Origin of the sequence: Pseudomonas fragi (assembly GCF_025426255.1) — a bacterium.
GTDB classification, from domain to species: Bacteria; Pseudomonadota; Gammaproteobacteria; order Pseudomonadales; family Pseudomonadaceae; genus Aquipseudomonas; species Aquipseudomonas kulmbachensis.
Map to the genome: position 1 here is coordinate 157,334 of NZ_CP104861.1, position 26,357 is coordinate 183,690.

Here is a 26,357-nt window from a genome sequence, read left to right on the forward strand (position 1 = left end):
CATGCCGAGCATAGACGCCCTCGCCGATCGCTTGTCGGCGTACCTCGGCCCGGACCAGGTCAATCTGGTCCGCCGGGCGTACTTCTACGCAGAACAAGCCCACGACGGCCAACGCCGACGTAGCGGCGAGCCTTATGTCACGCATCCGCTGGCAGTGGCAAACATCCTTGCCGATATGCATATGGACCATCAGAGCCTGATGGCGGCCATGCTGCATGACGTCATTGAAGACACCGGTATTGCCAAGGAAGCGCTGGTCGCGCAGTTCGGCGAAACCGTGGCCGATCTGGTCGATGGAGTCAGCAAGCTGACTCAGATGAACTTCGAAACCAAGGCCGAAGCCCAAGCTGAAAACTTCCAGAAGATGGCCATGGCCATGGCACGCGATATCCGCGTGATCCTGGTGAAGCTGGCTGACCGTCTGCACAACATGCGTACCCTCGAAGTGCTGTCCGGCGAAAAACGCCGACGGATTGCCAAGGAAACCCTGGAAATCTATGCACCCATTGCCAATCGGCTGGGTATGCACAGCATTCGTATCGAATTCGAAGACCTCGGTTTCAAGGCGATGTACCCGATGCGCTCCGCGCGCATTTATCAGGCGGTCAAACGCGCCCGGGGCAATCGCAAGGAAATCGTCAACAAAATTGAAGAATCGCTAAGTCACTGTCTGGCCATCGACGGCATTCAGGGCGAAGTCAGCGGTCGTCAAAAGCATATCTATGGCATCTATAAAAAGATGCGCGGCAAGCGTCGGGCCTTCAACGAGATCATGGACGTTTACGCGTTCCGGATCATCGTCGACAAGGTCGACACCTGTTACCGCGTGCTGGGTGCTGTACATAATTTGTACAAACCCCTGCCGGGGCGTTTCAAGGACTACATCGCCATTCCCAAAGCCAACGGCTATCAGTCGTTGCATACCACGCTGTTTGGCATGCATGGCGTACCGATCGAAATTCAGATCCGTACCCGTGAAATGGAAGAAATGGCCAACAACGGTATCGCCGCTCACTGGCTCTACAAATCCAGTGGTGACGAGCAGCACACGGGCACTCACGCCCGGGCGCGGCAATGGGTCAAGGGCGTGCTGGAAATGCAGCAGCGCGCAGGCAACTCCCTCGAATTTATCGAAAGCGTGAAGATCGACCTGTTCCCGGACGAGGTTTATGTGTTCACGCCCAAAGGCCGGATCATGGAGCTGCCAAAAGGCTCCACGGCGGTCGACTTCGCTTACGCGGTGCACACCGACGTCGGCAACAGCTGCATTGCGTGCCGGATCAATCGCCGTCTCGCGCCGTTGTCCGAACCACTGCAAAGTGGCTCCACGGTCGAGATCGTCAGCGCTCCCGGTGCCCGCCCCAATCCGGCATGGCTCAACTTTGTGGTTACCGGCAAGGCGCGTACGCACATTCGGCATGCGCTCAAGCTGCAGCGCCGTTCCGAGTCGGTCAATCTGGGCGAACGCCTGCTGAACAAGGTACTGAACGGTTTCAACAGCGCGCTGGAGAAAATCCCGGCCGAGCGTATTCAGGCGATGCTGCAGGAATACCGCCTGGAACAGATCGAAGACCTGCTCGAAGACATCGGTCTTGGCAATCGCATGGCCTATGTGGTTGCGCGCCGCTTGCTGGGCGAAGGCGAGGCGTTGCCGAGCCCGGAAGGTCCGCTGGCGATTCGCGGTACCGAAGGTTTGGTGCTCAGCTACGCGAAATGCTGTACGCCGATTCCGGGTGACCCGATTGTCGGCCACCTGTCTGCGGGTAAAGGCATGGTTGTGCACCTGGACAACTGCCGCAATATCAGTGAAATCCGCCACAACCCCGAAAAATGCATCCAGCTTTCGTGGGCCAAGGACGTTACCGGCGAATTCAACGTCGAGTTGCGCGTCGAGCTGGAGCACCAGCGCGGCCTGATTGCGCTGCTGGCCAGCAGCGTCAACGCCGCCGACGGCAACATCGAAAAGATCAGCATGGACGAACGCGATGGTCGCATCAGCGTGGTCCAACTGGTAGTCAGTGTGCACGACCGCGTGCACCTGGCTCGCGTGATCAAAAAACTGCGCGCCCTTACCGGGGTTATCCGCATCACTCGTATGCGTGCGTAGCCATCTAATTACAAGGAGTCACCCATGTCCAAGACTGTTATCACCAGCGACAAGGCACCTGCTGCAATCGGTACTTATTCTCAGGCGATCAAAGCTGGCAATACTGTCTACATGTCCGGTCAAATCCCGCTGGACCCAAAAACCATGGAGCTGGTTGAAGGCTTTGAAGCACAGACCATCCAGGTTTTCGAAAACTTGAAGTCGGTGGCTGAAGCTGCTGGTGGTTCGTTCAAGGACATCGTCAAGCTGAACATCTTCCTGACGGACCTGAGCCACTTCGCCAAGGTCAACGAAATCATGGGTAAATACTTCGAACAGCCTTACCCGGCCCGCGCCGCCATTGGCGTTGCAGCCCTGCCAAAGGGTTCGCAGGTTGAGATGGACGCTATTCTGGTACTTGAGTAACACCCTCGGCGCAGCCTCTTCATGCTGCGCCAACCCTCGCTCTTCCTTGTTTCAAAAGGATCCCACCATGCGCAAAGCGCTCGTGTTGTCACTACTCGCCGTTGTTTTGGGTGGTTGTGCCAGCAAACCCGCTCACCGCGACATCAGTGGTGTCTGGATCAACCAGGCTGCAATCGACGCAGCTGCCCATGGCGGTAATTTGCGTGAAGCCCTGCTGGCTTATGGGCCAAACCTTGAGTGGGATATCGACGCCAAAAACGCTACGGCCAATTACACCAACGGCTTTGAGTCGGTTGAAGGCAAGTTGATACCTGAAGACGATGGTACGTGGCAGGTCAGCTTTTATGGGAGCAGCTCCACGGGCCTGAGCCTGGAAGGTGAAGAGTTGATCCAGGGCGAGACTGATGCCGAGCCGCGCCAACCTTTCGTTCGTCCACGGATCACTGCTGCAAGCGACGCACCGCTGGGTGCAAGCTTTGAAACAGCACTCAATTCTGCCTATTTGGGCGGCCAGTGGCGTGTGACCAGCGGCATGGGCAAGGGTAATCAGGTGACCTTTTTAGCCGACGGCCAAGTCAACGGCTTGCCCAACACCCAGAATTACGTACTGTGCCTGGCGGGTGACTGCGCTTCGATGAGTGGCGAACACGACAGCCTCTGGTTGCAACAAGGTGAGATTGGCGCAGCGCACATTTTTGTCCGCAATGGCCCTAGGCTTGAAATCTTCCAGGCGCTGGATTCCGCCGAGCCCGATGATATGCCTCAGTTTTACCCAGGCAAGCTCGAGTGGTCCCTGGAAAAGCTGTAGTTGATCGCCAAAAACCGCGCTATGTAGCCGCTGCCACAGGCTGCGATGGGTTGCGTGGCGCCCCCGGTTTTTACTGAAATCGAAGGTCCTTCGGCCCTTGTCGCAGCCTTCGGCAGCGGCTACAGGTTTCGCGTCAACCTACGCCTTCCCATCCAAAATTTGGGCATAGCCCTCGCGATAACTCGAGTAGCGCGGCTCCCAGCCCAGCGCCTTGGCGCGGGTATTGCTGCAGCGCTTGCTGCCCGCCCGGCGCGTACTGGTTTCGGCGGCCCATTCGGTAATACCCAAACGCTCGCGCAACCAACCCACGACCTCAGCCAGAGGCACCGGCGCGTTATCAACGCCTATATAGCAATCATCCAGCGCTTTGCCCTCGCGGTCTGCCTCAAGCAAAAAAGCTAAAAACCCGCCAGCATCATCGGCATGAATCCGGTTGCCATACATCGGTGGGTCAACGGCCACTCGATAACCTTTGCGCACCTGCCCCAGCATCCACTCGCGGCCCGGCCCGTAGATCCCGGTCAGACGCACCACACTGGCCGCAAGGCCGCTGTTGAGTGCCACCTGCTCGGCATCGAGCATGATCCGGCCCGAATAGTTCGACGCTTGGGCAGGGGATGTCTCGTCAATCCACTCCCCATCCTTCTGGGCAAAAACGCTGCTGCTGGACACAAACAACAGGCGCTTTGGCCGCTGACCGTTTTGCTCAAGCCAGTTCAGCGTGTTTTTCAGCCCTTGGACATACGCTGCCTGATAACCCGCTTCGTCATGCTCGGTCGCTGCCGCGCTGTACACCACATAGTCGATCTGACCCGTTGGCCATTGCTGCGGGCAGTGCTCGCTGAACAAGTCGCCCTCTACCCCGATGACGCCTGCAGGCAACCGGTCGATGGAGCGCCGCAGGCCATGCACTTGCCAGTTTTTATCGAGCAACTGAACAGCCAGGCGGCTCCCGATATCGCCGCATCCGACGATCAAAACAGAGACTTGGGACATCGCAGAATTCCTAATGAAAAGTTACAAAGTGACGTAAATGGACACGACCAAAGTCGTGACTTTCGAAAAAAACAGATGCTATTGCTTTTGTTAACAAGAATTACTTGCAATAATAACCCATCATTTTGCCCTTGGTCTTACACCGCGTTGTAGGGCATTACCTCATTACTTTTCTCAGGTCCGGCTAGCATGACACGCAATCATCCCACCGCTTCGCCAACCCAGCCTTTGAGCCCAACACGCGTCTGGCGTGGGGTTGTGGCACTGATGTTCAGCTTGATGCTGGCACCTGTCGCGGCATTTGCCGACGAACCTGCCACCCCAGCCGTGCATGCTGCCACTGAAGCTGCTGCTCCGGCACCTGTTGCAACACCAGGTGCGACTGATCCTACACTGGTTGAAGGTGCAGTTGCCCCTGCCGATGACGCACCGCAAATCAGTGCCGAAGACGACAACAGCTTGGGCATGGCCCATGACCTGTCGCCTTGGGGCATGTACAAAAACGCGGACATCATCGTCAAGATCGTGATGATCGGCTTGGCTATCGCTTCGATCATTACTTGGACGATCTGGATTGCCAAAGGCTTTGAAGTCCTGGGCGCCAAGCGTCGTCTGCGCGTTGAAATCGCCAACCTGAAAAAAGCCCGTACCCTTAAGGAAGCCAGCGAATCTGCGGCCAAAGAAGGTACCCTGGCCCATTTGTTGGTCCAGGACGCGCTCGAAGAAATGCGTCTGTCGGCCAATAGCCGCGAAAAAGAAGGCATCAAGGAGCGTGTGAGCTTCCGTCTTGAGCGTCTGGTGGCGGCTTGCGGTCGCAACATGAGCAGCGGCACGGGCGTGCTCGCCACCATCGGTTCCACTGCGCCGTTCGTCGGCCTGTTCGGTACCGTGTGGGGCATCATGAACAGCTTTATCGGTATCGCCAAAACTCAAACCACCAACCTGGCCGTTGTTGCACCGGGTATTGCCGAAGCCCTGCTGGCCACGGCACTGGGTCTGGTTGCAGCGATCCCTGCGGTAGTGATTTACAACGTCTTCGCCCGCTCCATCACCGGTTACAAGGCTCAGGTGGCTGATGCGTCTGCTGAAGTGTTGCTGTTGGTTAGCCGTGACCTCGATCACTTGCCGCCCGAGCGTAGCTCGCAACCGCACATGGTGAAAGTGGGGTAATCGGCCATGGGCCTGCATTTAAAAGAAGGCGATGACGATCTCGCCGAGAACCATGAAATCAACGTCACCCCCTTTATTGACGTGATGCTGGTACTGCTGATCATCTTCATGGTGGCAGCACCGCTGGCCACTGTAGATATCAAGGTTGACCTGCCAGCGTCGAGTGCCAAACCGGCACCTCGTCCCGAGAAACCGGTATTTCTCAGTGTCAAAGCTGACCAGCGCCTGTATCTGGGTGAAGAGCCGGTTACGGTTCAAGCCCTGGGCCCGACCCTGGATGCCAGGACCCACAACAACAAAGACACGACGATCTTCTTCCAGGCTGACAAAGGCGTGGACTACGGTGACCTGATGAGCGTGATGGATGCTTTGCGCGCAGCCGGTTACTTGAAGGTGGGTCTGGTCGGACTTGAGACGGCAGCCAAGAAATGACCATAGCGCGCCAAAAGATGACGCGTTACGCAACCAGCCTGGCCGTGGTATTGGGTGTCCATGCAGTGGCAGTGATTCTTGCCCTGCAATGGTCCAGCCCGCGCGCGATCGAACTTCCGCCACAGGCGATGATGGTTGATCTGGCACCACTGCCCGCACCGCCTCCACCTGCGCCGCCTAAAGTGGTGACACCACCACAACCCCCGGCGCCAGTGGAAGAGTTGCCGATACCCAAGCTGGCCGAAGCGCCTAAACCGAAGATTTCTGTACCCAAGCCGGTCAAACCCAAGCAAAAGCCTCAACCGCCCAAGCCTGTGGAGAAACAGGAACCGGTCAAAGAGAAGCCTTCAGAAGAGAAACCCAGCGACGCGACGCCGACCAAGAACACCAGCGAGAAGTCCGCCGCACCGGCCCCAGGGCCATCGGCTCAACAACTGGCGGCCAAAGCCAGTTGGGAAGGTACTTTGCTGAACCACTTGGGCAAGTACAAAAAGTACCCGCCTGCTGCGCAATCTCGTGGCAAGGAAGGCCTGAACCGTCTGCGCTTCGTGGTGGATGCTGAAGGCAAGGTGCTGTCCTACGAGTTGGTAGGGCGCTCCGGCAATGCTGATCTGGACCGGGCCACCCTGGAAATGATTCGCCGGGCACAACCATTGCCCAAGCCGCCGCCCGAGATGCTGACCAATGGCAGCATCGAGATCGTGGCACCGTTCGTTTATTCCATCGATAAACGTCGGCGATAACATCATAAAGGGCACCTCAGGGTGCCCTTTATGCATCTGCGGTATGGATAAAAAACCAGTCATTCAATGATTGGCTACTGTAGCTCTGAGGGTAATGTCTGATAACGTGCGTCTATCGATTGCAGCCGCTATGCTTGGCCCGCAACCACAGGGACGCCCGCTATGACGCTTACAGAATTACGCTACATCGTTACCCTCGCCCAAGAGCAACACTTCGGCCATGCCGCTGAGCGTTGCCACGTCAGCCAGCCGACCCTGTCGGTAGGTGTGAAAAAACTGGAAGACGAACTCGGTGTGCTGATTTTCGAGCGCAGCAAAAGCGCCGTGCGCGTGACCCCGGTGGGTGAAACCATTGTGGCCCAGGCACAGAAGGTGCTGGAGCAGGCCCAGGGCATTCGCGAGCTGGCCCAAGCTGGCAAGAACCAACTGACCGCCCCGCTCAAAGTGGGCGCTATCTACACCGTGGGCCCGTACCTGTTCCCGCACCTGATTCCACAACTGCACCGGGTCGCTCCGCAGATGCCGTTGTATATCGAAGAAAACTTCACTCACGTCCTGCGCGACAAACTGCGCAACGGTGAGCTCGACGCGATCATCATCGCCCTGCCGTTCCATGAAGCAGACGTGTTGACCTTGCCGCTGTACGACGAGCCGTTTTACGTGCTGATGCCCAGCGAACACCCCTGGACCAAGAAAGACACCATCGACGCCAGCCTGCTCAACGACAAGAGCCTGCTGTTGCTGGGCGAAGGTCACTGCTTCCGCGATCAGGTGCTTGAAGCGTGCCCGACCGTGGCCAAAGGCAATGATGGCGCCATGCACACCACGGTTGAATCCAGTTCGTTGGAAACCATCCGTCATATGGTGGCTTCAGGCCTGGGTATTTCGATCCTGCCGTTGTCGGCCGTCGACAGTCACCACTACGCTCCCGGCATTCTGGCCGTGCGTCCGTTGACCCCGCCGGTACCGTTCCGCACAGTGGCCATTGCCTGGCGCGCGAGTTTTCCGCGGCCCAAGGCGATTGAAATTCTCGCTGACTCGATCCGCCTGTGTTCGGTGGCCAAGCCGCCTGCCGTGAAGTAAGCCTGCCGATGACCGAGTTGTCGAAAGTGTCGGTCACCGCGCTCAAGGGCGTGGGCGAGGCTATGGCCGAGAAATTGGCCAAGGTCGGGCTGGAAAACGTCCAGGACGTGCTGTTCCATTTGCCGTTGCGCTATCAGGACCGTACCCGCGTGGTGCCGATTGGCGCCCTGCGCCCCGGACAGGATGCGGTGGTTGAAGGCCGGGTCATCGGTGCTGATGTGGTCATGGGCAAGCGCCGCAGCTTGCTGGTGCGGATCAACGATGGCACCGGCGGCCTGAGTCTGCGCTTCTATCACTTCAGCAATGCGCAAAAAGACAGCCTCAAGCGCGGCACCGAAGTGCGTTGCTATGGTGAGGCTCGCCCCGGTGCTTCGGGGTTGGAGATTTATCATCCCGAATACCGCGCCATCACGGGCGATGAGCCGCCCCCCGTCGATACCACGCTGACACCGATTTATCCCACAACCGAAGGCCTGACCCAGCAACGTCTGCGCCAGCTCAGCCAACAAAGCCTGGCCATGCTCGGTCCGCGTAGCCTGCCCGACTGGTTGCCACCAGAACTGGCCAAGGACTACCAATTGGCCCCGCTGGACCAAGCCATTCGCTACTTGCATCAGCCGCCCGCCGATGCAGACGTCGAAGAGCTCGCCCTGGGCCATCACTGGGCGCAGCACCGCTTGGCCTTTGAAGAACTGCTGACTCACCAACTGTCCCAGCAGCGTCTGCGTGAGAGCTTGCGTTCCCAGCAGGCGCCCGCCTTGCCCAAGGCGAAAAAGCTGCCGGTGCAGTTTCTCGCCAATCTGGGTTTTCCGCCGACTGGCGCACAGAGCCGGGTCGGCAACGAAATTGCCTACGACCTCAGCCAGCCCGAGCCCATGCTGCGCCTGATTCAGGGCGACGTAGGCTCCGGCAAGACGGTCGTCGCGGCGATGGCGGCCTTGCAGGCGCTTGAAGCGGGCTATCAGGTGGCACTGATGGCCCCCACGGAAATTCTCGCCGAACAGCACTTCATCAACTTCAAGCGCTGGCTGGAGCCTTTGGGGCTTGAAGTTGCCTGGCTGGCCGGCAAGCTCAAGGGCAAGGCCCGTGTGGCGGCGATGGAGCAAATCGCCAGCGGCGTACCTATGGTTGTCGGCACCCACGCTCTGTTTCAGGACCATGTGCAGTTCAAGAACCTCGCGCTGGTGATCATCGACGAACAACATCGCTTCGGCGTGCAGCAACGTCTGGCCCTGCGCAACAAGGGCGTGGGCGGCGTCATGTGTCCGCACCAGTTGATCATGACCGCGACCCCGATCCCGCGCACCCTGGCCATGAGTGCCTACGCCGACCTCGATACCTCGATCCTCGACGAACTGCCGCCTGGCCGAACCCCGGTCAACACCGTGCTGGTAGTCGACACGCGGCGCCTCGAAGTGATCGAGCGAGTGCGTGCCGCGTGCGCGGAAGGGCGTCAGGCTTATTGGGTCTGCACCCTGATCGAGGAATCGGAAGAGATGACCTGCCAGGCCGCTGAAACCACCTACGAAGACCTTTCCAGCGCCTTGGGCGAATTGCGCGTCGGCTTGATCCACGGGCGTATGAAAGCTGCGGAAAAGGCCGCGGTCATGGCCGAGTTCAAGGCCGGTGCACTGCAATTGCTGGTGGCGACCACGGTGATTGAAGTAGGCGTCGACGTGCCCAATTCCAGCCTGATGATCATCGAAAACCCCGAGCGTCTGGGGCTGTCCCAGCTTCACCAATTGCGTGGGCGTGTCGGCCGGGGCAGCGCCGCGAGCCACTGCGTGTTGCTGTATCACCCGCCGCTGTCACAAATTGGCCGTCAGCGCCTGGGTATCATGCGCGAGACCAACGACGGTTTCGTGATTGCTGAAAAAGACCTTGAACTGCGCGGCCCCGGCGAGATGCTCGGCACCCGCCAGACCGGCCTTCTGCAGTTCAAGGTCGCCGACCTGATGCGCGATGCCGACCTGCTGCCCGCCGTGCGCGAGGCTGCCCAGGCGTTGATCGAGCGCTGGCCGAGCCACGTCAGCCCCTTGCTGGATCGCTGGCTGCGGCACGGTCAGCAATACGGTCAGGTGTAAATATCATTCAGGAAATGGCTCTGCGGCCGATCAAGTAACGGCTTATCAAATTTGAGTTGTAGAGAACGGATGCAGACCATGACTGAAGTTGCCAGCGCCCCTGCCGTTGCGAGCACGCCATCTGTTATCGGGCGCTTGCTCGGTGACTTGGCCATCGCTTACCGCGAAGTTACCGATCACCCTGGGCTTGACCCGGCGCGCAAGGTGCAGGCCGTACTGCTCGATGATTCGGTGGGCGCCCTGATGGTGCTGTATACGCAGAGCCATTTGCTTGATCTGAACCGGCTGGCCGACTTGATCGGACGCCGCATGACCGCCGTTGCGCCGGATCGCCTGCAACTTCTGCTCGACAAACATGGCCTGAGCCTGCTGCCCGGTTTGCCAGCGCTGACCAACTCACCCTGCCTGTACGAAGAGCAATTGCTGTTGCAGCCTTCGCTGCTCATCAGCGCCGGCGAGTCGGGGATAATGCTGGAAATTTCCCGGGAGGACTTCAAACGCCTGCTCAGCAACGCCAGCGCCGGTCGTTTTGGTGTGCCCTTGAGCACGATCGAACTCAACCGGGATCATGCCGGTGACGACGGTGAGGCAATCACCCAGGCGGTCCAGGCATTTACCGCACGGCGTATTCAGCAACGACTTGAAGCTACCATCGAGCTGCCGCCGCTGTCAGAGAGCGTGCGCAAAATCATGCGGTTGCGCTCCGACCCTGAAGTCACCATCGACGAAGTGACCAGCGTTGTCGAAACTGACCCGGCTCTGGCGGCACAAGTCTTGAGCTGGGCGTCATCCTCGTACTACGCGTCACAGAGCAAGATCCGTTCGGTTGAAGACGCCATTGTGCGGGTGCTGGGGGTTGATCTAGTGATCAACCTGGCGCTTAGCCTGTCGTTGGGTAAAACCCTGAGCTTGCCCAAGGATCACCCGCAGTCGAGTACTCCGTACTGGCAGCAGTCGATCTACACCGCTGCGGTGATTGAAGGGCTGACCCGTGCCATGCCTCGTGAGCATCGCCCTGAAGTCGGCCTGACTTACCTGGCGGGGCTGCTGCACAACTTTGGTTATTTGCTGCTGGCCTATGTGTTTCCGCCGCATTTTTCGCTGATTTGCCGTCATCTTGAAGTTAATCCCCACGTCAGTCATAGCGTGATCGAACAGCACTTGCTGGGTATCAGCCGTGAGCAGATGGGCGCTTGGTTGATGGGTTTTTGGGAAATGCCGGACGAATTGGCGATAGCGGTGCGTTTTCAGCACGATCCGGACTACGTCGGCACAGACGCGCAATTTCCGAATCTGGTGTGCGTAGCGCTGGGGTTGCTGCGTAGTCGCGGCATTGGGCAGGGGGCTTGTACGCCATTGCCGGATGCATTGTTTGACCGCTTGGGCGTGCCTCGCGACAAGGCTGAAGCGGTGGTCGGCAAAGTGCTTGAGGCCGAGGTGTTGCTGCGTGAAATGGCGGCGAAGTTCAGCCAGAACTGATGCTTCACGTAGCAGCTGCCGAAGGAACGAGGCTGCGTCCGGCGGCACAGCCGTCGTAAAACCAGGTCATGGGTTTTTATAGAAAAACCGTATGTTCAGGATTTACGATCGCTTCGCAATCGAACGCAGCCTCGTTCCTTCGGCAGCTGCTACAAATACCCGTAACGCTTAAACCTTCGGTTTTTTACGCGGCTTGAGGTACTTGGTCAGGCCCTGGAACCAGATTACCAGCGCCGGGTTGCCCTTGATCTGAATCGACTTGTCCTGAATCCCGGTCATAAACGCCAACTGCTTGTTTTTCGCTTGCAGCGTGGCGAAGCCGTAGGCGGCATCTTTGAAGGCGATAGCAAACGCAGGCTCGGGGTACATGCCGCTGTGACTGGTGATGCGCTGGTTTTTAACCTTGAAATGACGGGCCACTTTGCCGTCCAGGGTTTGCAACTGGAACACCAGATCCTTTTCAGCCAATTGTTGCTGAAATGCAGGATTCTTACGGCTGGCTTTGCCCATCAGAAAGCCCAGCATCCAGAGCAAAAAACGAAATTTCATGTACGCGGCCTCGGGGGAATAGATAAATGGCCGGCGCAGTGTAACGACTTGAGCGAAGAACGCCATAAATCTGCAGAGATAGGCGTAGATGGGATGGGTTTTGCCACTTATGGCCGCACAATCGACTCGTTCGTTATCAAGAATGGGCTGCTGGAAGGGCCAGCTTGCCCATTCTTCATCGGGTCGGTGCCTTAAGGATTAACGCTGTCCTTGAGGAACTTGCCCGGCTTGAACGCTACCGTGTTGCTGGCCTTGATGGTGACTGGCTGACCGGTTTGCGGGTTTTGCCCGGTGCGGGCACCGCGATGACGCTGAATAAAGGTGCCGAAGCCGACCAGCGTGACGCTGTCCTTGCGATGCAGGGCCTGGGTGATTTCTTCAAGCACGGCATTGAGTACGCGGTTGGCTTGTTCTTTGGTTAGGTCGGCCTTTTCAGCAATAGCGGCGGCGAGATCTGGTTTACGCATGATGAAGCCTCATTGACGGTTTTTTGTTGTTATGTCCGTGCTGCTCTCTTCGGAGCAGCTCCAAGGCGCCGCAGGCTCTAAACTGCGGCAGACCGGTGTGAGAATGGCACGCGGCCAAGCCCGACGCCAGCCTCTGCACCGGCTTTGTTGAGTCCAGGCAATGCCATATGCGACAGAGTGCGCAGTGTTTACGCCAAAAGAGCAGGCAGCTCTTTGTTCAGTGCGAGTTTTTCACGAACGGCTTCGCCGGTCAGGGCATAACCGAGCAGTCGTCCGTTGGCGTCGCGGCACAGCGCCTTGATATCAGCGCCCTGACCCTCCACGGTCCATACACCCTCATGGCCACGCGGCACAGGTGACACCACCAGTGGGCAAACCGGAGTCTTGACCGTAATCGGCATTGCCCCGTAGCTGACGGTCGTCGGGTTGCCCGCCAGAGTTTGCGCCAGTGCGCGGGCACAACTCATCAGCGGCATTACGTACAGCAGGCTCAAACCATCGACCTCTGCGCAATCGCCCAGCGCGTAGATGTTGTCGTGGGAGGTCTGGAGCTGACGGTTTACTTCGATCCCGCGATTGACCTGAATCCCGGCAGCGGCCGCCATATCAATACGCGGGCGCAAGCCGATGGCAGACACCACCACATCGCACGGGATCACACTGCCATCGGACAAATGCGCATCGAGCCCGGCGTCAGTACGCTGCAGACGGGTCAACACCGGGCCCAGGTGCAAGCGGGCGCCCAGGCTTTCAAGCCCGGCCTGGACCGCCGCCGCGGCAGCAGGATGCAACAGGGTTGGCATCACCTGCTCGCAGGGCGCGACCATATCCACCTCATAACCGCCCGCAATCAAGTCATTGGCAAATTCGCAGCCGATCAACCCTGCACCCAGAATCAGAACGCGGCGCTTGCCTGCCGCTGCTGCCCGAAATCGGGCGTAATCTTCAAGATCATTGATCGGGAAGATCGCGTCCTGCGCGTCACCCTCCACGGGTACCTGCACCGTTTGCGCGCCCCACGCCAGGATCAGGTCGCGGTACGGCACGGCTTCTTCACCGATCCACAACTGGTTGTGGCCCGGGTCGATCCCGCTGACACGGGTGTGAGGACGCACCTGGGCCTTGAGTTGCTCGGCCATCGCCTCAGGCGTTGCCATGCTCAGGCCGTCGGCCTCTTTGTTCTTGCCAAAACCGGTGGACAGCATTGGCTTGGAGTAGGAGCGCCCGTCATCGGCAGTGATCAGCAGCAGCGGGGTTTCGCTGTCCAGCTTGCGAAACTCACGGGCCAGGTTATAGCCAGCCAGCCCAGTGCCAACGATCACGACAGGTGCGTTCATTCCAATCTCCAGAGAGTGAGTCAGGGTTTTAAAAGGGTCGATCAGTTGATTTCAATCATTTCGAAATCCATTTTGCCGACGCCGCAATCCGGGCACAGCCAGTCTTCAGGCACGTCTTGCCACAGTGTGCCGGGGGCGATGCCATCATCCGGCCAGCCGTCGGCTTCGTTATAAATCAGTCCACAAACAATGCATTGCCACTTTTTCATCGGGGTACTTCCTAAAGGTTCAGGCTTGAACGAGCTCACGGACTTTTCGAGACTGCCGTGTTGCTCGTTAAATTCAGGGCGTTTTGTACTGATGACCACAGGCAGATGCAAGCACCAATGCTGCCAAAAGGACCTCGACCGCTCATTCAAGGACCAGCGTGATAAGCTCGCCGACCTCAATGGCTGCCAATTATGACCCACCGTGCCGCACATAACTTCTCCGCTGATCTCCCCTGTCTGGCTTGAACAAGGCCATCTTGCTGCGCTGCCTGATGCACAGACCCTCGACTGGTTATTTGACGAGGGCTCTCTGACTCGGCGCCTTACTGCAGTTTCAGATAATTCCTTCAGTGTGCTTCCGCTTTTTGAAGGTTGGCAACAATTGCGCCCGGACGAGTGTGCAGCGCTTGACCTGCCCCTGGGCGTTCAGGGCTGGGTGCGCGAAGTGTATTTACGTGGTCACGGGCAGCCGTGGGTGTTCGCTCGTAGCGTGGCGGCCCAAAGCTCACTGGAGGAGGGTGGTCTGAACATGGACGAACTCGGCACCCGTTCACTGGGCGAACTGCTGTTTAGCGATCAGGCATTTGAGCGCGGCGCGCTGCAAGTGTGCCACTACCCGCGCCACTGGTTGCCACCGGTCGATCAGGCCGACCTGCTGTGGGGCCGCCGTTCGCGCTTTGTGCGCGGGGCACTGAGCGTGCTGGTGGCCGAAGTGTTTTTACCCAAACTGTGGGCCGCCCTCAGTGCCCGGTCGGAGAACAACTGATGTACACGCGTTTGCTCAAATCACTCAATCGCCTGAACCCTCGCGCCTGGGATTTCATTCAACTGACCCGCATGGACAAACCCATCGGCATTTATCTGCTGCTGTGGCCGACCTTGTGGGCGCTGTGGGTTGCGGCCAAGGGCGTGCCCTCGTTGAGCAACCTGCTGATTTTTGTCTTCGGCGTGATCCTGACCCGAGCGGGGGGCTGCGTGATCAACGATTTTGCCGATCGCAAAGTGGATGGCCACGTCAAACGAACAGAGCAGCGGCCTATGGCCAGTGGGAAAATCAGCAGTAAAGAGGCGTTGGTGTTTTTTGCGCTGCTGATGGGAGTCAGTTTCCTGCTGGTACTGTTCACCAATGCGCCAACCATCTGGCTTTCATTCGGCGGGCTGGCACTGGCTGCGACTTACCCGTTCATGAAGCGCTTCACCTACTACCCGCAAGTGGTACTGGGCGCTGCGTTCTCGTGGGGCATACCGATGGCCTTCACCGCTGAAACCGGCAGCCTGCCGGCTGCGGCATGGTTGTTGTACATCGCCAACCTGCTGTGGACAGTGGCCTACGACACCTACTACGCCATGACCGACCGCGACGACGACCTCAAGATCGGTGTCAAATCCACCGCCATCCTGTTTGGCGATGCCGACCGTGTAATCATCCTGAGCCTGCAAGGCCTGGCCTTGGGCTGTCTGTTGCTGGCGGGAGCGCATTTTGAACTGGGTGGCTGGTTCCGCCTTGGCCTACTGGGCGCTGCAGCGTGCTTTGCGTGGGAATTCTGGTACACCCGTAACCGCGATCCGCAGCGCTGCTTCAGAGCCTTTTTGCACAACCACTGGGCAGGTTTGGCGATTTTTGTGGGGATCGTATTGGATTACGCCCTGCGCTAGCCCCCTGAAAACCTTTACCTCACCGGCACCAGCCGCAACGTACTGCGCGTATTGAGCTGGATTTCGGCTTCGTCCATGTGCGGTTTGTCGTAATCGCCTTCGATGTAGGATTCGGCCTGGTCGCGGTAGTGCTTGTCGAAGGGCACGCCGCTTTGGCCTACCGGGTTGATGGTCAGCCCGTGGGACGGGTTGGCAAAGTCGATCAGGCGCCGGGTAGATGGGCCGTAGGTCACCGGCCAAGGTGCGTTGACGAGTTTGGCGCTGAGGTTGTTCGGTACTTCGTGGCTACCGGGGGCGGCGAAGGGGCCGACGTTGAACAGCCAGTCCAGCGGTTTTTGCCTCCCCAGCGGGTGGTCGTGGGTCAGGGTGTGGGCGCGGCCCCAGCGCCATTGGGCAGGGTCGTCACCCAAGGCGGTCTTGAGTTGGGCCATGCTGGCTTGCCAGGCGATCTTGACCGTGTCAGCGCGGGTCTCTTTTTGCGTTGTATTGCGGTTATCCCACCACGGCGAATCCGGGCTGGCGGCCAGGCGCGGCAAAGCCGCATCGATCACGCGGGTGCTCAGCATGGCGTCAAAAAAGGCATCGCCCAATTTGTCGCGCATGGTTGCCTCGGTCAGGCTGAACAAGAACTGGTTGAACAATGTGGCGGCGGTTGAGTCCAGCGGGTAATCGCCCTTCCACTGCGCCAATTGTTCCACCAACTTGCGTTCGGCGGGGTCGCTGACCACTTCGCGCAGCACCGGCAACAACGGTTTGAGCACGCGTTGGCCGTAGTCGGTAGCGGTACCCAGTTGCAGCGCTTGGCTGTTCTTCAGGTTCCACTTCACGCTGGTATCGCTGAGCTGGCGATTCAGTTGTTGGCCGCGATCCGCCAGGTTGTAGTAGCCGGGAATCTCGATGCCAGCAGGCGACACCGGTTGAAAGTTGGCCGATACGATATAGCCGCGTGCCGGGTTTTCTTCCTGCGGGTTGGCGCTGAACGGGTAAAAGCCGTCTTTATCGGCCTGGCCCGTGCTGCCATCGAGGATAAACGCCGGATTGACCCCGGCTGGACGCTTGGGCAATTGCGCCGCTGCCCACCAACCGATGTCACCCTTGGCGTTGGCCCATACCAGATTGAGCCCCGGTGCCTGAATGTAGGTGGCCGCGGTCCTGGCCTTGCTCAGGCTGTCGGCGCGGTTGAGCTGGTAGAAACCTTCGAGAATCGGGTTCTTCGTCTGCAGAAACCCCCACCACATGGCAATTGGCGTGTTGCCCGCGGTCGTGCCCAGCACGTCATTGATAATTGGCCCGTGGGGTGACTGGCGCAGGGTCAGTGTCACCGGCGCCTCGCCCTTGACCGCAATTTGTTGTTCGCTGCTGGTCATGTCGACCCACTGTCCGTGGTACCACACCTGATTCGGGTTGTCGGGGTTGGTCTTCTCGGCGATCAGGTCCAGATCATCGTTCTGGAACATGGTCAGGCTCCAGCCAAAGTCGCGGTTGTTGCCCAGGAAGGCGAACGGCACCAGCGCCTGATGGTAGCCATACAGATCGAAGTCGGGCGCCGAAAGTTGGGCCTCGTACCACACCGAGGGCGCCGAAAAGCGAATATGCGGGTCACCCGCCAGCAGTGGTTTACCACTTTGCGTGCGCTTGCCCGACACCACCCAGGCATTACTGCCTTCAAACTGCGGCAAGCCCACCTGGCTCAAGGCCTGATCGCTGAGCTGGGCCAACGCCCCCAAGGCTTTCCAGTCATTGGCTGCCAGCACCGGGGCCAATACACCTTGAGGTTGCCAATCCAGATCAAATATTTTCAGATAATCGCTGCCCAGCTGATCGCGTATATAAGTCAGCACTGGCTCGGTACGAAAGGCCGCGGCAAAGCTGTAGGCCATGTAACCGGCGACGCTGATGGTGTCTTCGGCGGTAAAGGGCCGTGGCGTGATGCCCAGCAGGTCGAACTCCACAGGTTTGGCGTGGCTGGCCTGGTATTGATTGATCCCGTCCAGATACGCCTGCAAGGCCATGAATGCCGGGGATTGCTGATCCAGTTCAGTCAGGTAGCTGGCGGCCCGTTCGCGAATGCGCAGGCTGCGAAACAGCTTGTCGGTATCGACCAGCTTGGGGCCGAGCACCTCGGCCAGCTCACCCCGCGCCAGGCGGCGCATGATTTCCATCTGAAACAGTCGGTCCTGCGCCTGTACATAGCCGAGAGCGCGGTACATGTCTGCCTGATTGCCCGCCCGTATATGCGGCACCCCGCGCTCGTCATACCGCACCGTGACCGGCCCTTGCAGCGCATCAAGCGCAACTTGCCCCTGACGAGTGGGCAGTTTGCTCTGCACGTACCAGAACCCGCCGCCTGCGATGGCGGCGACGACAAGGGCGATGACGGTAAGGCTGCGTTTCATGGAGCGTCCTTAGGGTAATAACTACAGCGAGTGTAGGGGCTGAGACTTGATTGAGAAAGTCAGTCATTCAATGCGCGCAGGTTATTTCGTACAAAATTCAGGGCTTGGTCTTACATGGTAAGACGTTGTGCAGATTAGGATGCCTGTCTATAAATTAAGTAACGTTATTTATAAGAAGTTTATCGCCTGCCTGCCCGCTTGGATATTTAATCAATTGCATGGACACCCTGCCTTTAGTCAGTTTATTGACAAGGAGTAAGTATGTCATTTGATATAAGTAATAATTCGGTTTTGCAGACAGCCTGTGTTATTGAGGCTCGATCATTTAAATATAAAGCCAAGATAGCCTCGGTGTCACCGCTTGCAAAGCGCAATGATTTTGAACTGTCAGGTAGTTGTTTTCTTGGAATAAGCCTTGAAAATAGCCACTTCTACCCACAGAAGCTGGCTGGAATTCTGGAGTGGATTTCTCGGCGATTTGCGCAGTGTACGGTGCTGGTCGGGGACAGTATTCATCGGTTGACCCTGCAATCAGTGCATAACTTGCAGCCGCCAGTGGCGATGGTTGCAGCACTGGCGTTGGGTGAGCGTTTTATGCGGGAAAACCAGCCGGTATTTGACCGTTTCAGTACGGCCACACGGTTTCGCTTTCTCACCTGTCACGGGGTTCAGGCGCAAGTTGGCTATCAGTATTTTCATCGCCAGCTCCTGCAGCTCTATCGTACGGATGCTCGGTTCAATCAATCGGTAAAACGCTTTGCCGAGCACTATTTGCGCAAAAAATTCGATCTGTTGGAGCCATCAGAATGGGCGCGGCAGGTCGCGTTTTCGGCGGATTATTTTCTTGAAGAGTTTGCGATTTTTGCCTGCCTGCAACAACAGGGGCACTCGGTCATGATCTACCCAGGGTCGTTCAGCACCCTGTCGGAGATCGCCCAAGGTTTGCATCCTCTGGCGCCTGAAGAACTCAAGGCGCTGACCATCGTTTCTCTGTGTGTGAAAGGGCGTTGAATATGCGCAGCTTTAGGGCGCCAGCCCCTGCGAATCAGCTCTACAGCACGGTTTACCACAAGCGCGTGGATACCCGGCCCGTAAGCTGTACCGCTGATTTGGTGTGTGCCTGGATGACGGGCCGTCGATTGAGTTTTGCCAGCGACCAGGACCGACACCAAGCCTTTGCCGACGGTGTGTTTCTGCTCAAGATCCCTACTGAACTTGATGTTGGTGCGGCTGACCAGTTTGCTAATCAGTTCTACCGGGGCGATGCCAGTGAATATGGGCATTTCAAGTCCATTACCGCCTGCCAGTTTGGCGACGGTTTGCTGGGTTTTCATGAGCGGGTCGACCAGATTGAACAGTTTTTGCTAGAGCGCAGGTTTTGGGCCAGCCATTACCCGGCCGAGGTTGCTGATACTGGAGAGAAAATGACCGCATTGTCCCGGCAGATTCTTTGCGCAGCACTCGATTACGCAGGTATACCTGCACGGGTCTGGACCCAGGCCACGGGGAACTGCTCCCATGGTGGTGGCGCTTATCACCTGACCTTTAACCATTATCGTGCGCAATTGGCCAAAGTGGGTTTGAGCTCCCATAAAGATGATGGTTTTTTGACGATTTTGCGTACGACCCAACCTGGGCTTGAGGTTAACCGGTCTGATAGTTGGGAAAGGGTTCCCTGTGCGCCTGATAAATTTGTCATTAACTTTGGCCTGTCAATGGAATGGTTAACCGCCCGCTGCAACTCCCCAGTGGCGGCCATTCTGCACCGTGTTGCACGGCAAACCGAAGATCGCTCCAGCTTTGGTCATTTCAGTTCCAGTAACTTTCTACCTCGTGACAGGGGAATTTTTAATTATTGTCCGATTCGGGGTTTGCAGCGCGTATGCGATGCGCGGGAACTAATCGATAACAATGATCGGGAGATCTATCAAGGCACTTTTTATTCGGGGGATATGCCTGATGATTTATCCTGACGCTCACCTGCATTGCGCCTCGCTTATTAAAGACAAACTTGTATTTGATAAAGATGGAAGTTTGCGCGACGCGATTGCACAGGGTTTGTTTTTATTGAAAGTGCCTGAGTATTTGGATCTTGAACCGGGTATCAAGCTGTGTCGCGAGTTTTATCTGCCCGCTACAGATCACACGAACTATGGAGGGTTCCGCCAGCAAACGGATATCTACTTTGACCGTGAGCACTTTCAAACCGAGCATCTGTTGGTCGACAAGTCGCGATGGGCCGGGCGTTTGCCCTGTGCTGTAGTGCAGATGGCCCAGGTAATGGATGCAGTAGGACAGGTAATTTTTCAGGCAGCGCTATGGGAACTTGGGGTGGCGGAGCATCTGTGGCATCGGATCAGTGGTGGCGCCGTGACGGGTGAGGGCACTCATTGGTTTGCCGCCAGCCATTATCGCCCCGAGCGTCGTTTGCCAGGCTGTGCCGAACATAGGGACACCGGCTTTGTGACGCTGCTCTATACCCGCCAACCGGGCTTCGAAGCCTTTATCGGTGGTCAGTGGCAGTCCATCGCACCTGTGCCTGGGTGTTTTATCGTCAACTTTGGGGCATGCCTTGAAGCGCTCAGTGGCCGTTTGCCGTTGCCTGCCCGGGCGATTGAGCACCGCGTGCGCGAGTGCCCGGCGGTGCCCAAGGGCGAAGACCGTTTTTCCTTTGCAACTTTTATCAACCCGCCTGCCTGTGGCGATCTGTATGAGTTGCAGCCCCAGGGCGAACTGCTGCGGTTAATGAGCGTTGAAGCCTTTCTTCGCCGGTTCAACCAGTTCACCTGGCAAGACCGGCACACCACATTCGGCATCGAGTCGGTTCCGGCTCCGGATGCGGCCCATGAGTAACCCCAAGGCTCCCTTTGTCGGTGTGATTGCCCATCACCCGGGGCCGTGCCCTGTGCAGGGGCATGGCGATGCGTTCCATCACGCCACGGTGGAACTGGGGTTGCCGGCCACCGAGTACTTTCGATTTAGCGGCATTCGCAGCTGCGCCAAACAGGCGGGCGGCCTCTGCAGTTTCTGGATGGGTGGGCGCTTGGCTCTGTACCAGATCAACAATAGGCCGCTGCTCGATGACGAGTACCTCGCGGCCTCAACCGAGGCCAACCATGAACTGTTTGGCGGCTTTTTGGGCTCGCTGCATATCAGTGATCCGCGGCGAGCCCACAAGCGCCGAGTGGTAGAGCAGGCGTTGGGCAGTCAACGTTTTATCGACGGGTTGAAACCCGAGATTTTTCGATTGGCTGGCGCCTATCTGCGGCCACTTCAGAATCTGCCGTTGTGCATGGAGCAATTGGCTATGCAGTGGGTCAGCCATGTAGACAGCCACTTGCCGGGGGTACTGGATTGCAGGGTAAAAACCCTGGCCCAGTACCTTGAAGATGATCGGTTCAAGGGTGTTGTCAGCGGGTTTTTCGAGCAGGCCTCCAAGGTGATCAGCCATGACGATGCCCAAGGGTTAGAGCAGCAACCGGCGCTGATGCCGTTTGTCAAAGACCTGCTTCTCAGCAATTTTGAGTCCATTGGCGTGGCGCCTTCATCCAACCTGATCCTTGGCCACTTCGCGCTGTGGGGGCTGGCCTTCACCCGCCAGGCTATCGCGCAATTAAGCCAGGATCAGGCGCTGGAAATCGGCACCATCATCATCGCGACCTACGACACCACCGCGCTGAGCCTGCTGTGGTCGATGGCCTATATCGAAACCTCGCCGCGGGTAAAGCGCGAGATCATTTTGGCGGCCACAAACGATAGCGATCACGCCCCGCATGTGATTGATCTAGCGGTGATGGAAGCGCTGCGTCTTGGCGGCTCCAATCCCACTGCGCTGTGGCGGCGCACCATCAAGGCATGCGAGATCGAACATGGAGGGCAGCGCCTGGTGATTCCTGCAGAAACCCTGCTGTGGCTCGACCGCTGGCAGGCCAATCGAGACCCGCAGGTGTTCCCTCGCCCTGAGGTTTTCGACCCGGGCAATATTTTGGTTCTGCAAAAAAGTGGCGATCAGCCCCACGCCTTCTGTACGTCGCTGCTGGCGCGCAATCGTTACGACATCAACTCGTTCAGCATGCTCAATACCCGGCGCAACCCACGCAAATGTCCGGGCCGCCTGTTCTCGGTACAAATGCAGGGCTTGTTGTTGCGTGAGCTCTATGGGCATTACGAAGTGAGCAGCACGGGTATCGACCTGAGCCTGAGGCGTTATTGCGCCATGCCCAAGCCTGCCCGGTCCGGAGTAATGACCCTGCGCCTGAAAAAAGGAGGTCACGCCGATGACCAGCACCCGTAGCGCCACCTACCGTGACAGCCTGACCCTGCCTTCGCCGCTGCATCAGGCCCATGCGCAAGCCATGTACCCGCCACTGACGCTGGAGCGTGCACGGTTTTCGGGCAGTCGGCTGGTATTCGATTCAGCCGATGGCTTTGCCCGGGGCATTGAGCAGGGTTTTTTTCTGCTGAAAATTCCTCAGGGCATGGTCTGCGCTGCAGCTGACCAATTTGCCCGGCAGTTTTACCTGCCCGATGACGGTTATCGCGAGATGGAGGTGCCGGGGCTTTATCAGGGCTACTTCGATCGCCCCCACGATCAGTGGGAGAACTTTTATATTGAGCGCGACAACTGGCACTTGCTGCCGCGAGCGGTGGCGATGCTGGGCACGCAACTGGCCTCGCTTGGCTTGAATGTGCTGCGCAACACCTTTGCTTATCTGGAGCTACCTGCGTTCGATTGGCCCCGTATATCGTCAGGCCTGACCGATAACTGTGGCCACCAGATGCTCGCGTTCAACCATTTCCGCTGCGCAAAAAATGCCCGTGGCTGCAAGTTTCACCGCGACTCGGGCTGGGTCACGGTGCTGCGCTCCACCGAGCCCGGCCTGTACGCCTGGATTGATGGGCAGGTACGCGCCATCAACCCTCTACCCGGCTATTTCATTATCAATTTCGGCAGCTCGTTCGAGGTGCTGACCGAGCGCCTGGCAACCCCGGTCAGGGCCAATATCCACGGGGTGGCACAACTGGAGCCTCGACCGGTGGAGAGTGAGCGAACGTCCTACACACTGTTTCTGGACTCGGCCCTCGACGGCAATCTCTATCAGTACCGCAACGGTCGCGCTGTGGTTGTGCAGAGCGTTGCGCAGTTTGCCGAGCAGGAAGTGGCACGTACTTACGATCAAACCGCCAGGTTGTAGTACCGGGCAAAGTTATCCACAGGAAGATTGAGGTGCAGGTGGCATGAGCAATCAATCGGTTTCGTTGTCTTTGCCCCGTGCGCAGCTCACCGGGCACGGGCTTGAGTTCAGTGACAGCAGCCTTGGACAGGCGCTGGCATTGGGGGCGTTTTTGCTGCAAATCCCGCCTTCACTGGATGTAAACCCGGGGTTTGAGATCTGCCGCAATTTTTACCGACCCAGGTGTGATGCGCAGGATGTGCTGCGCGGTCATCGCGAAGCCCCCCACGAGCGCTCAAAGCTGGGCTATGAAGACCGACCCAATCAGGTCGAGCAGCTGCAAATCGAGAGTCACTTGTGGCGCGAGTATTTCCCGCTGTCGATTACCCGGTTGCTTGGGGCCATCAAGGTTGTGACCTTGCAGGCTTTGCGTCATCTGTTTGAAGCCAGCGGTGTGCATCAGGACCACTGGGCAACCATTACCGGAGGCACGTTGGATGAAACCAGCCTGTGTTACACCACCCTCAATCACTATCGCTCCGGGGTCAGGGGCACCCTGGGGATTGTCGAGCATACCGACAGTGGTTTTATTACGGTGATTGCGGCTGATCAGCCGGGTTTTGAAATTTATCACCAAGGTATGTGGCAGGCGGTTCCCCTTGAACCGGGTTGCTTTATCGTCAACCTGGGCGATGCCTATCAGATATTGACGGCACACCTGCGTCTGCCGGGGCATGCCGTGCTGCATCGCGTCATCGAAACCGTGCCAGTCCGTGACACACCGGATCGCTCGTCATTTACGGTGTATATGGGCCCCAACTTTGACATGAGTCTTTATCAGTACAGCGGCTCGGGCGCGCTTGAGGTGTATCAGTCGTTTCGGGCATTTTCGGTGCTTAAGGCGCAAGGAATGGGTTATGGCTTCCATGACCGAGTGTAAGTACCAGTGGCAGCGGGCCGTGCTGTCTGCGCGTCGACTGCATTTTGACCAGGCTGAGGGGCTGCAACAGGCGCTGCGCGACGGATTTTTCTTTGTGGAGCCCGCACAGGCATTCGACCTGGCACCGGGTGATCGCTTTGCCCGCCAGTTTTATTTGTCGGGTCACGGCACTTACCGAGGTTTTTGCACGCAAACCGAAACGGAACTGGGCAAACATCAGGGCTATTTTTGCCGGGACGCGGACCAGACCGAGCAGTTCTTTCTGCGCAGTAGCGACTGGCACAGGTTATTCCCCGAAGCAGTGCGCATTCAGGCGCAACGCATGAAAACCCTGGCCATCGAGGTGCTGCTGGCGGTGCTGGCATCTCTGGATATTCCCCCGGCACTTTGGCGCAAGGCCACCGGGCATTGCATGGCCAGCCAGGGCACGCATACCTTGACCTTCAACCACTTTCGCCCGCAGGTGAATGCCCGTGGTTTGAATATTCACAAGGACTCGGGTTGGGTCACTGTGCTGCGGTCGCTGGAACCAGGGCTTGAGGTGCTGCGCGATGGTTTTTGGTACCCGATTGATCCCCGCCCCGGCAGTTTTATCGTCAACTTCGGCTGTGCGATGGAGATATTGACCCGGCACACGGCCACACCGGTGGCTGCGGTCGCCCACCGCGTGGTGCAACAGCCTCACGAGCCTGGCAAGGCGGATCGCTTTTCGTACGCGCTATTTCTCGACAGCAGCCTCGACAAGCGTTTCTGCGAGGGCCTCTACAGCTACCGGCCGCAGATTGGGCTTAGGCTTGAGGCCGACTTTGAGCAATTTTTGAAAAGTATCCTTGAGCACACATACGAACCTCATTCGGCAGGGCTGTATTGAGTGGGGAAGCCTATGACTTTTTTCTCTGATCGATCGCGCCGGTTGGCGCTGTTGGCATTTTCTGCCGGGATCTTTTGTATTCAGTTGGATGCGTTTGCTTTGAATCTGGCATTGCTGTCGATCGCGCAGGATTATGCCGTGCCGGTTGGCCGGCTCAAGTGGGTGGTCAGCGGCTATTTGCTGTCGGTGGGCATTTTTATGCTGGCCGCCGGGCGCCTGAGCGACGGTTTTGGTCACGGGCGCTTGTTACGCTTGGGGCTGGCGTTATTTGGCAGTGCGTCGTTGTTGTGCGCCGTGGCCCCGTCGCTGCTCTGGCTGGTGGCTGCCAGGGTGCTTCAAGGCATTGGCGCTGCGTGCATCATGCCCTCGGGGTTGGCGCTGTTGAGCCATCTGTATCCGAGTGAGCAGCGCGGGCGGGCGATTGGCCTGGCGTTGGGGCTGGGGGCAATTGCCACGGTGATCGGCCCTTTTCTTGGCGGGGCGCTGACGCAGTGGTTTGGCTGGCGGCTTATCTTCTGGATCAACCTGCCCGTGGTGCTGGTCGCACTTGCGTGCTGCTGGCGAATCGCTGAGCCGCGTGTTTGTGGCGCGCGTGCGGCGGTCAACGGACCCGCGCTGTTGTTGGTGAGTCTGGGGCTGGCGGCCTTGGGCTTGCTGCTGGATGAGCTGGGCAGCCCGGCACGGGCAATGCCCCGGGTGGGGCTGGCGCTGGGGATGTTTGTGCTGTGTGCCAGCCTTTTTGTATGGGGAGAAAAGCACGCTACCGCGCCTTTGATCGACACCAGCCTGTTGCGCAATCCGCCGTACTGGATGCTGACGCTGGCCGGTGCCGTGGTGAATACCGCTACGGTGGTGCATCTGTTTGTGGTGCCACTGTCATTGCAAGCCGTATGGAGCCTGAGCCCCTTGCAGGCGGGTATGGCCTTTCTGGCGCCTGCGGCGTTGTTGGCGTGTGGCGGGCCGATTGCCGGGCGTATCCCAAGCTCTGAGGCGGTGTCGGCAATGGCGATATGCCTGGGTTTCAGCGCAATGCTGCTGGCGGGTGCGGCCCTTGCCTATGGCTGGCTGCTTTATCTGCTGCTGGTGACCTTGTGCGGCGCCTCGTTGGGGATTGCCAATGCCCTGACCTTGATTGCAACGCAGGCGGTTGTCGATGAACAGGTCGCGGGGGTGGCCAGCGGGCTGACCAAAACCATCATCACCCTGGCAGCTGGCTTTGGCGTGATACTCGCGGGGCGCAGTAATGGGCCGCTATTAAATGTCCAAGGTGTATTTATCAGCCTCGCAGGCTGCTGCCTTGTGGCCTGTTTCGCGCTGCTGATGGGGCAGCGTTATTGGACGGGAAAACAGACTGTGGATAAGTTGACTGGCCGGTAGCTCAGTGGGTAGAGCGCGCCCTTGATAAGGGTGAGGTGGAAGGTTCGAGCCCTTCCCGGCCAACCATTTAAAGC

The 26,357-nt window shown here is 58.2% G+C and carries 25 protein-coding genes and 1 tRNA gene; 20 read left to right on the forward strand and 6 right to left on the reverse strand.

The window, feature by feature from the left end; translation table 11 throughout:
• The first annotated feature begins 1 nt into the window (after window position 1).
• From spoT to N7D90_RS00805, 3 genes are all read left to right on the forward strand, one after another.
• A complete protein-coding gene (gene spoT, locus N7D90_RS00795; protein ID WP_261740458.1) occupies window positions 2-2,107 on the forward strand; it encodes a bifunctional GTP diphosphokinase/guanosine-3',5'-bis pyrophosphate 3'-pyrophosphohydrolase in 2,106 nt (701 codons plus the stop codon).
• Between the two features lie 24 nt (window positions 2,108-2,131).
• The gene (locus tag N7D90_RS00800; protein ID WP_153432836.1) at window positions 2,132-2,512 is read left to right on the forward strand and encodes a RidA family protein; all 381 of its coding nucleotides are present in this window, start codon (window positions 2,132-2,134) and stop codon (window positions 2,510-2,512) included.
• A gap of 67 nt (window positions 2,513-2,579) precedes the next feature.
• Complete coding sequence (locus N7D90_RS00805; RefSeq protein WP_261740459.1) at window positions 2,580-3,320, forward strand: hypothetical protein; 741 nt, start codon at window positions 2,580-2,582, stop codon at window positions 3,318-3,320.
• A gap of 138 nt (window positions 3,321-3,458) precedes the next feature.
• Here the strand turns inward: N7D90_RS00805 and N7D90_RS00810 are convergent, their stop codons facing one another.
• The gene (locus tag N7D90_RS00810) at window positions 3,459-4,316 is read right to left on the reverse strand and encodes an SDR family oxidoreductase (RefSeq protein WP_261740460.1); all 858 of its coding nucleotides are present in this window, start codon (window positions 4,314-4,316) and stop codon (window positions 3,459-3,461) included.
• 189 nt (window positions 4,317-4,505) lie between these two features.
• Between N7D90_RS00810 and exbB the strand changes: the two genes are divergently transcribed.
• The 6 genes from exbB (at window position 4,506) to N7D90_RS00840 (ending at window position 11,307) form a co-directional block, all read left to right on the forward strand.
• Window positions 4,506-5,486 carry a tonB-system energizer ExbB gene (exbB, locus tag N7D90_RS00815; protein ID WP_261740461.1) on the forward strand — a complete coding sequence of 327 codons (981 nt, stop codon included), beginning with the start codon at window positions 4,506-4,508 and terminating at the stop codon, window positions 5,484-5,486.
• Between the two features lie 6 nt (window positions 5,487-5,492).
• Window positions 5,493-5,918 carry a TonB system transport protein ExbD gene (gene exbD, locus N7D90_RS00820; protein ID WP_261740462.1) on the forward strand — a complete coding sequence of 142 codons (426 nt, stop codon included), beginning with the start codon at window positions 5,493-5,495 and terminating at the stop codon, window positions 5,916-5,918.
• Complete coding sequence (locus tag N7D90_RS00825) at window positions 5,915-6,661, forward strand: TonB family protein (protein ID WP_261740463.1); 747 nt, start codon at window positions 5,915-5,917, stop codon at window positions 6,659-6,661. Before exbD ends, N7D90_RS00825 begins: the two co-directional genes overlap by 4 nt.
• Before the next feature lie 162 nt (window positions 6,662-6,823).
• Window positions 6,824-7,744: a hydrogen peroxide-inducible genes activator gene (locus tag N7D90_RS00830; RefSeq protein WP_261740464.1), complete on the forward strand. Its 921-nt coding sequence runs from the start codon at window positions 6,824-6,826 to the stop codon at window positions 7,742-7,744.
• A gap of 8 nt (window positions 7,745-7,752) precedes the next feature.
• The gene (gene recG, locus N7D90_RS00835) at window positions 7,753-9,828 is read left to right on the forward strand and encodes an ATP-dependent DNA helicase RecG (protein WP_261742529.1); all 2,076 of its coding nucleotides are present in this window, start codon (window positions 7,753-7,755) and stop codon (window positions 9,826-9,828) included.
• A 78-nt stretch (window positions 9,829-9,906) separates the two neighbouring features.
• A complete protein-coding gene (locus N7D90_RS00840; protein ID WP_261740465.1) occupies window positions 9,907-11,307 on the forward strand; it encodes an aminoacyl-tRNA deacylase and HDOD domain-containing protein in 1,401 nt (466 codons plus the stop codon).
• A gap of 168 nt (window positions 11,308-11,475) precedes the next feature.
• Here N7D90_RS00840 and N7D90_RS00845 read toward each other — a convergent pair whose 3' ends face one another.
• The 4 genes from N7D90_RS00845 to N7D90_RS00860 form a co-directional block, all read right to left on the reverse strand.
• Window positions 11,476-11,856 carry a helicase gene (locus N7D90_RS00845; RefSeq protein ID WP_261740466.1) on the reverse strand — a complete coding sequence of 127 codons (381 nt, stop codon included), beginning with the start codon at window positions 11,854-11,856 and terminating at the stop codon, window positions 11,476-11,478.
• 191 nt (window positions 11,857-12,047) lie between these two features.
• A complete protein-coding gene (locus N7D90_RS00850) occupies window positions 12,048-12,323 on the reverse strand; it encodes an HU family DNA-binding protein (RefSeq protein ID WP_016782719.1) in 276 nt (91 codons plus the stop codon).
• 188 nt (window positions 12,324-12,511) lie between these two features.
• On the reverse strand, window positions 12,512-13,660 hold the full coding sequence (locus N7D90_RS00855) for an NAD(P)/FAD-dependent oxidoreductase (RefSeq protein WP_315968134.1): 1,149 nt from the start codon (window positions 13,658-13,660) through the stop codon (window positions 12,512-12,514).
• Between the two features lie 41 nt (window positions 13,661-13,701).
• Window positions 13,702-13,869, reverse strand: a complete 168-nt coding sequence (locus N7D90_RS00860; protein ID WP_003437744.1) for a rubredoxin — start codon at window positions 13,867-13,869, stop codon at window positions 13,702-13,704.
• Between the two features lie 202 nt (window positions 13,870-14,071).
• Between N7D90_RS00860 and N7D90_RS00865 the strand changes: the two genes are divergently transcribed.
• A complete protein-coding gene (locus N7D90_RS00865) occupies window positions 14,072-14,635 on the forward strand; it encodes a chorismate--pyruvate lyase family protein (RefSeq protein ID WP_395246951.1) in 564 nt (187 codons plus the stop codon).
• Complete coding sequence (gene ubiA / locus N7D90_RS00870) at window positions 14,635-15,525, forward strand: 4-hydroxybenzoate octaprenyltransferase (RefSeq protein WP_261740467.1); 891 nt, start codon at window positions 14,635-14,637, stop codon at window positions 15,523-15,525. The genes N7D90_RS00865 and ubiA overlap by 1 nt, the downstream gene beginning before the upstream one ends.
• A gap of 14 nt (window positions 15,526-15,539) precedes the next feature.
• Here ubiA and N7D90_RS00875 read toward each other — a convergent pair whose 3' ends face one another.
• The gene (locus N7D90_RS00875) at window positions 15,540-17,921 is read right to left on the reverse strand and encodes a penicillin acylase family protein (RefSeq protein WP_261740468.1); all 2,382 of its coding nucleotides are present in this window, start codon (window positions 17,919-17,921) and stop codon (window positions 15,540-15,542) included.
• 261 nt (window positions 17,922-18,182) lie between these two features.
• On the opposite strand from N7D90_RS00875, the gene N7D90_RS00880 reads away from it, so the two are divergent.
• From N7D90_RS00880 to N7D90_RS00920, 9 genes are all read left to right on the forward strand, one after another.
• Window positions 18,183-18,932, forward strand: coding sequence for a tRNA-dependent cyclodipeptide synthase (locus tag N7D90_RS00880; protein ID WP_261740469.1), 750 nt, complete (start codon window positions 18,183-18,185; stop codon window positions 18,930-18,932).
• A 128-nt stretch (window positions 18,933-19,060) separates the two neighbouring features.
• Complete coding sequence (locus N7D90_RS00885) at window positions 19,061-19,894, forward strand: 2OG-Fe(II) oxygenase family protein (RefSeq protein WP_261740470.1); 834 nt, start codon at window positions 19,061-19,063, stop codon at window positions 19,892-19,894.
• A complete protein-coding gene (locus N7D90_RS00890; protein WP_261740471.1) occupies window positions 19,881-20,774 on the forward strand; it encodes a 2OG-Fe(II) oxygenase family protein in 894 nt (297 codons plus the stop codon). Before N7D90_RS00885 ends, N7D90_RS00890 begins: the two co-directional genes overlap by 14 nt.
• Entirely contained in the window at window positions 20,767-22,215 is a 1,449-nt protein-coding gene (locus N7D90_RS00895) for a cytochrome P450 (RefSeq protein ID WP_261740472.1), read from the forward strand. Before N7D90_RS00890 ends, N7D90_RS00895 begins: the two co-directional genes overlap by 8 nt.
• On the forward strand, window positions 22,199-23,116 hold the full coding sequence (locus N7D90_RS00900; protein WP_261740473.1) for a 2OG-Fe(II) oxygenase family protein: 918 nt from the start codon (window positions 22,199-22,201) through the stop codon (window positions 23,114-23,116). Before N7D90_RS00895 ends, N7D90_RS00900 begins: the two co-directional genes overlap by 17 nt.
• 43 nt (window positions 23,117-23,159) lie before the next feature.
• Complete coding sequence (locus N7D90_RS00905; RefSeq protein WP_261740474.1) at window positions 23,160-24,035, forward strand: 2OG-Fe(II) oxygenase family protein; 876 nt, start codon at window positions 23,160-23,162, stop codon at window positions 24,033-24,035.
• Window positions 24,013-24,906, forward strand: coding sequence for a 2OG-Fe(II) oxygenase family protein (locus tag N7D90_RS00910; RefSeq protein ID WP_261740475.1), 894 nt, complete (start codon window positions 24,013-24,015; stop codon window positions 24,904-24,906). Before N7D90_RS00905 ends, N7D90_RS00910 begins: the two co-directional genes overlap by 23 nt.
• A 12-nt stretch (window positions 24,907-24,918) precedes the next feature.
• Window positions 24,919-26,283, forward strand: a complete 1,365-nt coding sequence (locus N7D90_RS00915) for an MFS transporter (RefSeq protein WP_261740476.1) — start codon at window positions 24,919-24,921, stop codon at window positions 26,281-26,283.
• Window positions 26,274-26,349 (forward strand) — tRNA-Ile (locus N7D90_RS00920). The genes N7D90_RS00915 and N7D90_RS00920 overlap by 10 nt, the downstream gene beginning before the upstream one ends.
• Window positions 26,350-26,357 lie beyond the last annotated feature (8 nt).